This is a genomic window from Methylorubrum thiocyanatum (genome assembly GCA_014138645.1).
Taxonomy (GTDB): domain Bacteria; phylum Pseudomonadota; class Alphaproteobacteria; order Rhizobiales; family Beijerinckiaceae; genus Methylobacterium; species Methylobacterium thiocyanatum.
The window spans coordinates 231487-244251 of record JACJIB010000004.1 but is presented as its reverse complement, the minus strand read 5'-3'; the positions used below and the strand labels follow the sequence as shown (position 1 = coordinate 244251).

12 protein-coding genes are annotated in these 12765 nt (G+C 70.7%); 3 read left to right on the top strand and 9 right to left on the bottom strand.

What is annotated here, in order from left to right; all coding sequences use genetic code 11:
- Window positions 1-21: 21 nt before the first annotated feature.
- The 7 genes from HNR51_RS12395 to HNR51_RS12365 form a co-directional block, all read right to left on the bottom strand.
- Window positions 22-783 (bottom strand): sulfite exporter TauE/SafE family protein, encoded by a 762-nt coding sequence (locus tag HNR51_RS12395; protein ID WP_012456359.1) that lies wholly within the window; start codon window positions 781-783, stop codon window positions 22-24.
- Window positions 784-787: 4 nt separating this feature from the next.
- Window positions 788-1738, bottom strand: coding sequence for an MBL fold metallo-hydrolase (locus HNR51_RS12390; protein ID WP_182555128.1), 951 nt, complete (start codon window positions 1736-1738; stop codon window positions 788-790).
- 11 nt (window positions 1739-1749) lie between these two features.
- Window positions 1750-3084: an FAD-dependent oxidoreductase gene (locus tag HNR51_RS12385; RefSeq protein WP_182555127.1), complete on the bottom strand. Its 1335-nt coding sequence runs from the start codon at window positions 3082-3084 to the stop codon at window positions 1750-1752.
- Window positions 3081-4271, bottom strand: coding sequence for an acyl-CoA dehydrogenase family protein (locus tag HNR51_RS12380; protein WP_182555126.1), 1191 nt, complete (start codon window positions 4269-4271; stop codon window positions 3081-3083). Before HNR51_RS12380 ends, HNR51_RS12385 begins: the two co-directional genes overlap by 4 nt.
- 59 nt (window positions 4272-4330) lie before the next feature.
- A complete protein-coding gene (locus tag HNR51_RS12375; RefSeq protein ID WP_012456363.1) occupies window positions 4331-4882 on the bottom strand; it encodes an OsmC family protein in 552 nt (183 codons plus the stop codon).
- A gap of 211 nt (window positions 4883-5093) precedes the next feature.
- Window positions 5094-6695: a sigma-54-dependent Fis family transcriptional regulator gene (locus tag HNR51_RS12370; RefSeq protein WP_182555125.1), complete on the bottom strand. Its 1602-nt coding sequence runs from the start codon at window positions 6693-6695 to the stop codon at window positions 5094-5096.
- Window positions 6696-6886: 191 nt separating this feature from the next.
- Window positions 6887-7321: a GlcG/HbpS family heme-binding protein gene (locus HNR51_RS12365; RefSeq protein WP_012456365.1), complete on the bottom strand. Its 435-nt coding sequence runs from the start codon at window positions 7319-7321 to the stop codon at window positions 6887-6889.
- A 254-nt stretch (window positions 7322-7575) separates the two neighbouring features.
- Between HNR51_RS12365 and HNR51_RS12360 the strand changes: the two genes are divergently transcribed.
- Complete coding sequence (locus HNR51_RS12360) at window positions 7576-8382, top strand: DUF502 domain-containing protein (protein ID WP_012456366.1); 807 nt, start codon at window positions 7576-7578, stop codon at window positions 8380-8382.
- A gap of 36 nt (window positions 8383-8418) precedes the next feature.
- On the opposite strand, the gene HNR51_RS12355 is transcribed toward HNR51_RS12360, so the two are convergent.
- Window positions 8419-8745, bottom strand: a complete 327-nt coding sequence (locus HNR51_RS12355; RefSeq protein WP_012456367.1) for a hypothetical protein — start codon at window positions 8743-8745, stop codon at window positions 8419-8421.
- 287 nt (window positions 8746-9032) lie between these two features.
- Window positions 9033-11222, bottom strand: a complete 2190-nt coding sequence (recG, locus tag HNR51_RS12350; protein WP_182555124.1) for an ATP-dependent DNA helicase RecG — start codon at window positions 11220-11222, stop codon at window positions 9033-9035.
- A gap of 92 nt (window positions 11223-11314) precedes the next feature.
- On the opposite strand from recG, the gene HNR51_RS12345 reads away from it, so the two are divergent.
- Window positions 11315-12286 (top strand): NAD-dependent epimerase/dehydratase family protein, encoded by a 972-nt coding sequence (locus tag HNR51_RS12345; protein WP_141953595.1) that lies wholly within the window; start codon window positions 11315-11317, stop codon window positions 12284-12286.
- 64 nt (window positions 12287-12350) lie between these two features.
- Window positions 12351-12647 carry an FAD assembly factor SdhE gene (locus HNR51_RS12340; protein WP_012456370.1) on the top strand — a complete coding sequence of 99 codons (297 nt, stop codon included), beginning with the start codon at window positions 12351-12353 and terminating at the stop codon, window positions 12645-12647.
- The last annotated feature ends 118 nt before the right edge of the window (window positions 12648-12765 follow it).

Here is a 12765-nt window from a genome sequence, read left to right as displayed (position 1 = left end):
TTGTCGACATTGTCGGCAGGCTCAGCGCACCAGCATCACGAGACCGGCGCCGGCGATGAGCCCGGCCAGAACGGAGTCGAGCAGGCCCTTGCGGGCGGCGCAGGCGGAGCGCAGCCGCAATCCGGCGAGGCCGCCGCCGGCCCCGCCCGCGACGAAGGCGAGGACGAGGGGCCAGTCCACGAGTTGCGACAGGGCGTAGCTGATGCCGGTGGTGAGGCCGAAAGCGGTGATCACCACCAGCGAACAGCCGACCGCGCTGACGAGCGGCATCCCGGTCGCGGCGACGAGCCCCGGCACGACGAGGAAGCCGCCGCCGATGCCGAAGAAGCCCGACATCAGCCCGGTGGCTCCGCCGAAGCCGACGAGTTTCGGCACGCTCTCGCGCGGCGCGTCCGGCTCCGCGGCGGGCCGGAACCGGCGCCGGAGCATCATCCCCGCCGCCGCGAGCATGACCAGGGCGAACAGAGCCTGGAGCCGCGGCCCGTCGAACTGCTTGCCGAGATCGGCCCCGAGTAGGGCTGCGAGGATGCCGGCGAGGCCGAACCATCCGGCCGCCCGCCACGGCACCCGCGCCACCCGCAGATGGCCGACGAGGTTGACCAGCGCGCAGGCCGCGACCGCAAACGCCCCGGTCCCGACCGCGACATGGACGTTCCTGAGCCCGACGACATGGATCAGCATCGGGATCGCGAGGATCGAGCCGCCGCCGCCGGCAAGCCCCAGGATCAGCCCGACGACCGAGCCGGAGGCCGCCCCGAGGGCGATTTGGACGGGGTCCGGCATCGGCTTAGCCCCGGCCCGTCGTCAGCGGAATCTTGAGGTAGCGCGTGCCGTTCTCTTCCGGCTCCGGCAGACGGCCGCCGCGCATGTTCACCTGGATCGACGGCATGATCAGCCGCGGCGCCGCCAGCGTCCGGTCCCGGGCCTCGCGCATCGCCACGAAGTCGTCCTCCGCCGTCCCGTCGCGGACATGGACGTTGCCGGCGCGCTGGGCCGCGACGGTGGTCTCGGTGACGAAGCGGTCGCGGCCGGGCGCCTTGTAGTCGTGGCAGAGGAACAGCCGCGTCGCGTCGGGCAGCGACAGCAGGCGTCGGATCGAGCGGAAGAGTTGCCGGGCGTCGCCTCCGGGGAAGTCGGCCCGCGCCGTGCCGTAATCCGGCATGAACAGGGTGTCGCCGACGAAGGCGGCGTCGCCGATGACGTAGGCGAGGTCGGCCGGGGTATGGCCCGGCACGTGGAGGGCGGTCGCCTCGAGGCCGCCGAGGCTGAAGCGATCGCCGTCCTCGAACAGGCGGTCGAACTCGGCGCCGGTGCGGGCGAAGGCGGTGCCGGCGTTGAACAGCTTGCCGAAGGTCTCCTGCACGCCGACGATGCCGCGCCCGATGGCGAGCCGGCCGCCGAGCTGGCCCTGGAGATAGGGCGCGGCCGAGAGGTGGTCGGCGTGGACATGGGTTTCGAGGATCCACGCGACCGTCAGGTGCTCGGTGCGGACGTAGTCGATCACCCGGTCGGCGGCCGTGAAGGAGAGGGCGCCGGAGGCAGGGTCGAAATCCAGCACCGAGTCGATCACCGCCGCCGCGCGGCTCATGGGATCGTGGACCACGAAGGTCGCGGTGTGGGTCGGCTCGTCGAAGAAGCCTTGGACGACAGGGCGCGGGGTTTGACCCGAGAGGCTCGCCTCGACCTGTGTCTGCGCCCGTTCGAGGGCGGCGTCGGCGGCGGGAGTCGAAGGATTCATCGTGCCCTCCTTCAGGCCGCGAGCCAGGCGGTGACGGCGTCGCCCTGCCGCTGCTCCATCGCGAGGCGCTGCGCGCTGTCCTCCACGACGTGCCAGGGCGCCCCGGCGACGGGCGTGCCGTGCAGCGCGATCGGCGCCGAGCGGGTCTTCAGGCGGATGACCGGGGCGGCATGGGCGTAGCCCGGATGGTCGAGGCCCAGGATCGCGCCGGCGATGGTCGCGGCTTGGCGGGCGACCGGCTCGATGAAGCGGCAGGGATGTCCGCCGAGACTGATGCAGTCGCCCAGCGCGAAGATGTCTGGCCCGCTTGTGCGTAAGGTCACCGGATCGACGACGATGCCGCGGTCGAAGGCGAGGCCGGCGCTCCGCACGAGGCGCGAAGGCGTGGCGAGGCCGGTCGCGGCGATCACGGTCGCGGCGGAGAGGCTGGTGCCGTCGGCGAGCGCCAGCGCGACCGTGCCATCCGGCCGTCGGCTCAGGCCGTGCACGAGGCTATGTCCCCGGTAGCGGATCCCGAGGCCCTCGAGGCCCGCCAAGAGGCGCCGCCCGGCCTGTTCGGGCAGGAGTTCGGGCATCGGCAGCGCGTCCGCGCCGATGAGGGTGACGCTGTGGCCGGCGCGCGCCAGATCCTCGGCCAACTCGCAGCCGACCATGCCGGCGCCGATCACCGCGACCGCGCCCGGACCGCGCGCCAGTTCGGCATGCAGCCCGGACCACGCGGCGAGGTCGTTCACCCGCCAGCACAGGGCCGGGTCGAGGCAGGCCAGCAGCGCCGGGCGGGCGCCGTGGGCGAGGACGAGATGGGTGTAGGGAAGCGTCCCCCGGGTGGTGCGCAGGGCGTGGCGGTCCGTCGAGAGGCCGACCGCGACGGTGTCGGCCATCAGGCGGAGGCCCAAACGTGCCGCCGCCGCAGGGCCGGTTTCGCGTCGAAGCGCCTCCGGATCCAGGCCGCGCCCGAAGGCGACCGACAGTTCGGGCTTGTGGTAGCGGGCGCCGTCGCAGGCCGTCACCAGGGTGATCGGCAGGCTCGCGTCTTCGGCCCGGATCGCCTCGGCGACGCTCCATCCGCTGACGCCGCCGCCGACGATCACCACGCCGGGCCGGCGCTGCGGCGCGACGGAGACCGGCCTCGGCGCGACCGTTGCGCGCCGCGTATAGGGTTCGAAATCGGCCTTGGTGACGCCGCAGATCGGGCAGGCCCAATCCTCGGGGATGTCGGCGAATCGCGTGCCGGGGGGGAGCCCGCTGTCGGGATCGCCCTCGCCCTCGTCGTAGATCAGGCCGCAGGCCCGGCAGAGGAATTGCTGCCAGGGGCCGAGGCCGTCGCTCGGCGCCGACGCGCTCATGCCCGGCCTCCTTCGGAGGCGGGAAGCGTCTCCCGCGACAGCCGCGCCATCTCCCAGCGCAGATGCTTGATCGCCGGGGTGACGATGGCGACGAAATGCGCCTCGCGGATGCGGCGCTGGGGCGCGGCCGACATCAGGTAGCCCCGCGCGCCCTGGTGCAGCAGCGCCGATTGCGAGGCGCGCAAGGCCAGTTCCGAGGTCTGGGCGCGGGCGTCGAGGACGTCGATCAGGTAGTCGGTCGAGCCGTCGTAGGGCGTCTCGGCGAGGCGCATCACGCGGGCGCGCAACTCGGCGAGTTCGGCCGCGATGGCGTCGGGGCGGTCGTCGAGGAACTGGTTGACGTGGCCGAGCGTCTCCTCGACCGCCAGCATGGCGTCGAGGCTGCCCTCGGTGACGCCCAGCCCCATGCCGCATTGAAGCAGGATGAAGGCGCCGCGGATGCGGCCGATGAGGGGGCGGGCCGGATCGGCGATGATCTCGTCGCGTCCGACGAAGAGGTCGTCCACGCGCACGCCCCAGGTGCTGGTGCCCTCCATGCCGGAGAAATGCGGGCAGGGCCGCAATTCGGCGCGGTCGCAGGCCAGCAGGAACATGATCTCGTGGCTGATCGTGTCGCCGGCCCCGACCACGCCCGCGATGGCGCCGCAATACTGGCCCGGCCCGATATGGCTGACCCAGGGCAGCATGCCGCTCACCCGGTAGCCGCCGGGGACGCGGCGGGCGCGCAGCAGGATCGGCTCGATCCCGGCGAACGCCTTCATCGGATTGGAGAGCGCCGTGCCGCCGAAGGTCCGCCCCGCGGCGTGGGCGTCGAGCACCGCGCCGGAGAGCGCCGGATTGCCCGATTGCTCCAGGTAGAGGCCGCAGACGTCGTGGCACCACATCAGGAAGCCGGTGGCGCCGCAGGCTCGGCTCGCGGCCTGCATGGCGGCGATCGACAGGCCGAGGCGGGCGCCGTGGCGGTCGAGATGGACGCCGAGCGCCCCGGCGTCCCCGAGCCGTCCGAGGAGGTCGAGCGGGTAGGCGCCGCGGTCGATCCCGGCCGCCGCCGCGCTCAAGGGGCCTTCGGCGATGGCCTGGGTGGCGGCGAGGACGGCCGCGTCGGTCCAATCGGGGGTCCAGTCGGGATGATCCGGCGCGGCCGCCATACGATCGTCCGCCGGCCGGAGAGCGAGGGCGCTCGGCATCGTGCAGTCTCCTCGAGGATGGGGAAGACGGCGGGGCACGCCCGGCCCCGCCGCGGGCGTCAGGCAGCCAGCCCGATCTTGAAGGCGATCGGATTGCGCAGGGAGTTGGCGACCGGCGAGAAGACGTTGGCGTGCTGCACGATGGCGTCGAGATCCTCGCGGCTCGCATCCCCCTCGATGGTCACGGCGACCCGGATCTCCTGGAAGCCCATCTCGGCGGGCTGCTTCTCGGCGCCGCCGGCGCCCCAGGCGGCCGGGTTGCCGATGTCGCCTTCCAGATGCAGTTCGAGGCGCGAGAGGCGCACCTGCTTCCACGTGGCGACGGCGGTGATGCCGACGGCGAGGCAGCCGCCGAGCGCCGAGAGCACGATCTCGCCGGGCGCAGGCGCCGTGTTCTCGCCGAACAGGTGGAGCGGCTCGTCCACTACGACCGGCTGGTGGTCGCCGACATAGCTGAGGGTGCGGTACTGCCCCTCGACGACCGTGTGGACCTTGTTGGTGCCGCGTGAGCCGGGATTGCTGCGGCCCTTCTCGGCGAACTGCATCAGGCCGTCCCGGTCGATCGGGCGCAGATAGGTGGTGATGGTTTTGGGGGCGGCGCTCGCGCTCATCGGCAACTCCTGTTGGGCTCGGGCCCCGGATGGGTCGGGGCCGGCTCGGAGGGACTTGCGCAAGGCGGGTGCCAGATCGCGTGAGCGATCGGCTATTTCACAAAAACGATATTTTTCAATGGTTTAATTGATGATTTCGCCTACGAGGCCATCGCGCGGCGTCGATGATTGTCGACATTGTGTCGACAATGTCGGGTTTGGTCGGAGCCTGTCACGCCGTCGGTTGAAGCTTGCGCCAGCGATAGGAGAACTGCCGCTCGGTCAGCCCGAGTCGCTGCGCCGCACGGGTCTTGTTGCCGCCGGCCTGGCTCAGGGCCATGCGCAGCTCCGCGTGCCCGTGGGAATCGGCGGGCAGGTAGGGCCGCACGGTGCCGATCGCCCGCAAAGCCGCTTCCCGTTCCGGCGCCGGATAAGGGCTCGTCGCAAGAGCGGCCGGCGCCGTGACGAGGGCGCCTTCGAGCATCGGGCGCACGTCCTCGACATCGAGGACCCCCTCGCTCCCCAGCAGCACCAGTCGCTCGATGAAGTTGGCGAGCTGGCGGATGTTGCCCGGCCAGGGCTGCCGGGCGAGATGGGCAACCGCCGCTTGCGTCAGGTTGACGTTGCGCTGGTTGCTCTGGTTCGCCTGCGTAAGGAAATGCAGCACCAGATCGGGGATGTCGCTGCGCCGCTCGGCCAGCGGCGGCAGGGTGATCGGCACGACGTTGAGGCGGTAGAACAGATCCTCCCGGAAGCGCCCGTGGATGACCTCGGCGGCGAGGTCGCGGTTCGTCGCGGCGACGAGACGCATGTCGACCCGGATCTCGCGGGTGCCGCCCAGCCGCACGACGGTGCCCTCCTGCAGGGTGCGCAACAGCTTGGTCTGGAGAATCGCCGGCATCTCGCCGATCTCGTCGAGGAAGATCGTGCCGCCGCTCGCCTGCTCGAACCAGCCGGCCCGCGCCTCGACCGCACCGGTGAAGGCGCCGCGCTCGTGTCCGAACAGCTCGGATTCGAACAGGCTGTCGGGGATCGCCGCGCAATTGACCTTGATGAACGGCCGGTCGCGCCGGGGACTCGCGAGATGGAGGGCGCGGGCGAAGAGTTCCTTGCCGGTTCCGGACTCGCCGAGAAGCAGCACGCTCGCGGTGGCATTCGCGACCTTCTCGACCTGGGTGAGGGCGCGCAGCAGTGCGGGCGAGGTGCCGATGATGCCGTAGCGGGCGCGCTTGAGGCGCAGCTCCCGCGCCAGCATGTCGTTGTGCTCTTCGAGCGCCCGCGTCTTGCGCTCGACCCGTTCGCTCAGGGTCAGCAACTGGCTGACCATGGTGGCGATGATGCGCAGGATGGTGAGATCGTCCGAGAGCGCCCGCTCCCGGTGCCGGATGCGGTGGCAGGCAATGGCGCCGACGGTGCGGTGATCGACCCGGATCGGCAGCGCCAGGAACGAGACGGCGCCGCGGGGCAGCTGCGCCCGCGCCACGGCGCGCCCGAGGAACGTCGGGTCCTTGTCGATGTCCTGCACGATGATGAGGTGGCCGTCCTGGATGACGCGCCCGGTGATGCCCTCGCCGGGCGCGTAGCGGCCGCGCGCCGCCTCCTCGCGGGTCAGCCCGTACGAATGGGCGATGCGATATCCCTCACCCTCGGGATCTTTGAGGACGATGCGCCCGCGGTTCAGCCCGACGATCTCGGACAGGAGATGCAGCATCTCACGGGCGACCTGATCGAGGCGCAGGCCCTTTCCGATCAGGTTCATCACCTCCTGGATGAGGAACATCTCCTGCGTGCGCCAATGCGTGCCCGACGCGGCTCTGCGGACATGTCCATCCATTCCTCGGCTCGCCCCGGATGCTCGATCGCTGCCGCACCGGCCTGCAAGGCGCGTGCAAACGCGACGACGGCCCGGTCGCGAACACCGAAGGTGAGACGGCCAGACGATCGCCCGGGTTCTTGCCCTTTGCAGTCCCGAGAGGGCCGCACCGATCCGGGAATCGATCACCCGGATCGGTGCGCTCGCAAAACTCAGGTGCGCCAGGGGTGGTCGGGCAGCTCGGTGTCGCCGATGGCGCTGGCGCCCGCGAGCGCCACGGCGTCGTCGTTCTCCACCGAGGAGCCGCTGACCCCGATGGCGCCGGACATCTCACCGTCGGCGTCCACGATCGGGATGCCGCCGGGGAAGGTGATCAGGCCCTGATTCGAGTGCTCGATGCCGTAGAGCGAGCCGCCGGGCTGCGACAGCGAGCCGATCTGCCCGGTCTTCATGCCGAAGAACACCGAGGTCTTGGCCTTCTTCTGGGCGATGTCGATGGAGCCGACCCAGGCGCCGTCCATGCGGTGGAACGCCTTCAGGTTGCCGCCGGAATCCACGACGGCGATGCACATCTGGGTGCCGAGTTCGACCGCCTTGGCACGGGCGGCCTCGATCGCCTTCTCCGCCTGTTCGATGGTGACGTGCATCGCGTCTTCTCCCTGAAACTTGGCCGCTATCGGCAGGATCGAGGTAAGTTTTCGCCGGCCCCGATCAAGTTGCCTCGCGCGCCACTGATCGCATTCCTCGGCATCCCTCGGCATCCCGCGTCGCAGCGCTCATCCCATGCCCGCGCCCGCCGCTCTTGAGCCGGTCGTTCGCAGCGGCTAGGTCTCTGCCCGGAGGGCCGGGTGGCGGGGCTGAAGCCGCTGTCCCGCTCGTTCCGCCTCCCCGAGGTGCATGCGTGGCGCCGACCCTCTCGCCGATTCCGGACGCTCCGGAACCCGCCTCCTCCAAGACGCGCGTCAGCGCCCGCGGTCGGCTGCGGACCTACTTCCTCACCGGCGTGATCGTCGCGGGACCGCTCGCGATCACGATCTACATCACGTGGTGGTTCATCGCCCTCATCGACGGCTGGGTGAAGCCGCTGGTGCCGGCGAGCTACCTGCCGGACCATTACCTGCCGTTCTCGATTCCCGGGATCGGCCTCGTGATCGCCTTCGTCGCGGTGACGCTGCTCGGCTTCCTCACCGCCAACCTCGTCGGGCGCTCGGTGGTGGAATTCGGCGAGGTGCTGCTCGCCCGCACGCCGGTCATCTCCGGGCTCTACCGCGGCCTGCGCCAGATCTTCGAGACGCTGTTCTCGGCCAACGGCACCTCGTTCCGCACCGTCGGGCTCGTGGAGTTCCCGGTGAAGGGAACGTGGTCGGTGGTGTTCCTCTCCGCGCCCGCGGCCAACGAAGTGCAGGGCGCGCTCCACGCCAAGGAGGGGGGCGAGGCCAAGGATTATGTCGGCGTGTTCCTGCCCTGCGCGCCGAACCCGACCACGGGGTTCTTCTTTTATCTGCCGCGCGCGGAGATCGTGGAGGTCGCCATCAGCGTGGACGACGCGGCCAAGCTCGTGATGTCGGCGGGTGTGATCCAGCCGGAGGATCCGCGGGCCGGGCTGCACGCCATGGCCGCTTCCCTGAGGCAGGCACAGATGCAGGACGACGAGCAGGCCCCGGACACGAAAAAGGCGCGCCGGGAACCGGCACGCCCTGATCTCTGAAGACTTAAAGAGGCTCGTCCCGTGGCTCGGCGAGCCTCAGTGGTGCAGGGAGGCCTTCTCCACGGCGATGGTCGGCGGCGTCGCGTCGGCGACCTGATGCCCGGTCACCGGACGGGAGACCGGCGACGACCAATCGACCGCGATCTGGGCGCTCAGCAGCAGGGCGAGGCCCGCGCACAGCGCGTTGGCCGCGATCCAGAACCGGCGCGAGGATTGCCGTACGGCGCTCACGAGCGCGTCCGTCGTGCTCTCGTCGCGGGTCTCGCGATCCGAGATCGGCATGAGCCAGGGTTCGAGGGCGAGCGCGTCGGCTCCCCAATTCTCGGAGGAACCCGGCAGGCGTTGGAACGGTGCGATCGACATCGCGATCCTCCTATTTTCCAGTGGCACCCCGGTCTACGAGGCCGTTTGTTCATCTCCAGTTAAGCGGCAATTTGGGCAGATACAAGGTAATTTCGCTTTCTCTGCCCGCACCAGGCTTCGGCAGAAGCGCGAGAATAAGGCAATAAGCTCCTAATTTTATTGAGGAATCGCTGCCAAGTCGCGCAGCGTTGCCGCAGGCGTTCGGCCTTTTGCCCGGTCGGGAGGTTCCTGAACGGGACGTTCAGATTTCCGCGAACCTGAACGGCAACCTGAACGGATTGCCTCGCTCAGCCGGCCCCGATCAGTCGAATCGCCGCCTCGCGCTCGAACAGGTAGAGCAGAACCCGCAACGCCCGGCCGCGCTCGCTCGAGAGCCGTGGGTCGCGCTCGACGATCAGCCGCGCATCGTCGCGAGCGGCCTCCAACAGGTCGCCGTCGCTCTCCAGCCGGGCGAGGCGGAAGGCGGCCATGCCGGATTGCCGGGTGCCGAGCACCTCGCCCTCGCCGCGCAGGCGCAGATCCTCCTCGGCAATGCGAAACCCGTCCTCGCTGCCTCGCATCATCTCAAGCCGCGCCTTGGCGACTTGGCCCAGGGGGCCGCGGTAGAGCAGCAGGCAGGAGGAGGCCTTGGAACCGCGCCCGACCCGGCCGCGGAGCTGATGGAGCTGGGCCAGCCCGAAGCGCTCGGCATGCTCGATCACCATGATGGTGGCCTCCGGCACGTCGACGCCGACCTCCACCACCGTGGTCGAGACGAGCACGCGGGTGCGGCCGGCGGCAAACGCCTCCATCGCCGCATCCTTCTCCGGCCCCGGCATCTTGCCGTGGATCAGGCCGACGGCGTCGCCGAAATGTTTTTGAAGATCCTCGAACCGTTCGGCGGCGGCGGCGAGATCGACATATTCCGATTCCGCCACCAGAGGGCAGATCCAGTAGACCCTGTCGCCGGCCTGAAGCGCCCGGTGCAGCCCCGCCACCACCTCGTCGATGCGCTCCACCGGCACGGTGATGGTCTTGATCGGCTGGCGCCCGGCCGGCTTCTCGTCGAGCACCGAGACGTCCATGTCGCCGAAGAAGGTCAGCGCCAGGGTGCGCGGGATCGGCGTCGCCGTCATCACGAGGATGTCCACCGCCTCGCCCTTGGCACCGAGCGCGAGGCGCTGGTGCACGCCGAAGCGGTGCTGCTCGTCCACCACCGCGAGGCCGAGGTCGCGGAACGCCACCGCCTCCTGGAACAGGGCGTGGGTGCCGACCACGATGTCGATCTCGCCCGCCGCCAGATCCGCCAGCGTCGCCCGGCGCTCGGCGGCCCGGTCGCGGCCGGTCAGCAGGCGCAGGCGCATCGCTCCGGCCAGCGGCACCAGCCGCTCGTAGTGCTGGCGGGCCAGAATCTCGGTCGGCGCCATCAGGGCGGCCTGTCGCCCGGCCTCGACGGCGGAGGCCATGGCGAGCAGCGCCACCGCCGTCTTGCCGGAGCCGACATCGCCCTGCAGCAGGCGCAGCATCCGCCGCTCGGCGGCCATGTCGGCGCGGATTTCTTCGACCGCCCGCGCCTGGGCTCCGGTCAGCGCGAAGGGTAGGGCGGCCGCGACCTGCTCCTTGAGGTGGCCGTCGCCCGCATTCACCCGGCCGGCCTTTCGCCGCTGGCGGGCGCGCACCAGGGCGAGTGCGAGCTGCGAGGCGAGCAACTCGTCATAGGCGAGGCGCTTGCGCGCGGGGCTGGCCGGCGGCGCCTGCCCCTCGACCGGGGGAGGGGGGGCCTCCTCCGGCCGGTGCTCGATGCGCAGCGCCTCGGCGAAGGGCGGGAAGCGGTTGCGGGCGAGATAGGCCGGATCCTGCCACTCGGGCAGGACGGGCAGCCGGTCGAGCGCACCGTGGACGATCTTGCTGATGACCCGCGAGGTCAGCCCCTCGGTCGCGCCGTAGATCGGCTCGACCGCCGGAAGGCTGGCAAGCCCCGCCTCGTCGAGGATGCGCGAGGGATGCACCATCTGCCGGGTGCCGTCCCACAGGTCGATCCGCCCCGAGACGTAGCGATGCGCCCCGATCGGCAGCATCTTCTCGATGCGCCCCCGCGGCATGCCGAAGAAGACGAGGCTGATGTCGCCGGTCCCGTCCTCCACCAGGACCCGGAAGGCGCGCTTACCCAGCATCGGCGGCCGGTGCGCCACCACGGTGACGCCCAGCGTGACCGGTTCGCCCGTCGGCGCGTCGCGGATCGAGCCGCAGAGCGGCCGGGCGACGCCGCTCTGGGGCAGGTGGAACAGCAGGTCGGCGACGCGGGCCGGCCGCTCTTCGGAGCCGAGCAGCTTTTCGATCAGCGGCGCGATCTTCGGCCCGACGCCGGGCAGGCCGCGGGCGGGGGCGAAGAGCGGGTCGAGGATGCTGGGCCGCAGGCCGGGCCCGTCATCCCCACTGGGGCGGGGAGGGGGCGCCTCCGCGCGGTGCGAGAGGGTCTGGCTGGTGTCCGAGGTCATGTGACCGGAAGCTTGGGCCTCTGAAGCGTGAGCGATGCGCAGCCATCGTATACCCCGCTTCACGCCTCGCCCACATCTGCGCATATGGCATCATGCGCGTGCTTCTCACCGGTTCCTCCGGCTGGCTCGGCCGGTTCCTCGCCCCGCAACTGCGCGCGGCGGGCCATGCCGTGATCGGCCTCGACGTGGCGCCCGGCACCGAAACGAGGGTGATCGGCTCGGTGGCCGATGCGGGCCTCGTGGCGAGGGTCTTCGACGCGCAGGGCATCGAGGCGGTGATCCATGCCGGCGCCCTGCACAAGCCGGACATCGCCCGGTATCCGGCGCAGCGCTTCATCGACGTGAACGTGACCGGCACGCTCAACCTGCTGGAGGCGGCGGTGAGAGCCGGGCACGACCGCTTCGTCTTCACCTCCACGACCTCGCTGATGATCTCGCAGGCGATCCGCGACGAGACCGCCGACCACGCGGTCTGGCTCGACGAGGAATCGGGGCCGCTCGCGCCGCGCAACATCTACGGCGTCACCAAGCGTGCCGCCGAGGATCTCTGCCGGCTCTTCCATCGCGAGCACGGGCTGGCTTGCCTCAGCCTGCGCACCGCCCGCTTCTTCCCCGAGGAGGACGACACCCATCGCGACCTCACCGGCGAGAACCGGAAGGCCAACGAGTTCCTGCACCGCCGCCTCACCGTGGAGGATGCCGCCCGCGCCCATGTCGTCGCGCTGGAGCGGGCGCCGCAGATCGGCTTCGATACCTTCGTGCTTTCGGCGCCGTCCCCCTTCGCGCGCGCGGACGCGCGGGCCCTGAAAGAGGACGCGGCGGGCGTCATCGCCCGGCTGTTTCCCGATGCGCCCGACCTCTATGCCCGGCGCAGCTGGCACCTGCCGAGGCGCATCGGCCGCGTCTACGATGCTTCGCGCGCCGAGCGGGTGCTGGGCTTCCGCTGCGAGACCGACTTCTCGCGGGTACTCGACGCCCTGCGCACGGGCGCCCCGCTCCCCTTCGCGCACGATGCGGACTACGTTTCGCCGCAGGTGCGGGCCGAGGCGGGATCCCCGCGCTGACGCCGTTTGCCCGCAGCCGTCCGCCCCTCTACATGCCTGTGCAGACGATTGCAGGGGAAAGCCCATGTCCGGCACCACCCGAACCAGCGCCGATCTCGACCCGCGCCGCCGCCGCACGCTGTTCCGCGCCTGGCACCGCGGCATCCGCGAGATGGACCTGATCATGGGCCGCTTCGCCGATGCCGAGATCGGTGACCTCTCTGAGGAGGAACTGGCGCAGTTCGAGGCGCTGATCGAGGTGCCCGACCGCGACCTGTTCCGCTGGCTCACCGGCGAGGACGCGACGCCGGAGAACTACGACACGCCCGTCTATCGCCGGCTCCAGGCGTTCCACCGGCACGACGCGCCGATCCACTCCTGAAACGCGGATCGGCGCCCCCTATCTCCTCTTCGCCCCATCCTGAGGTGCCCGCGTCGGCGGGCCTCGAAGGAGGCTTCAGAAACCGCGCGATTCCCGGAGCCCACTTCGAGGCTTCGCT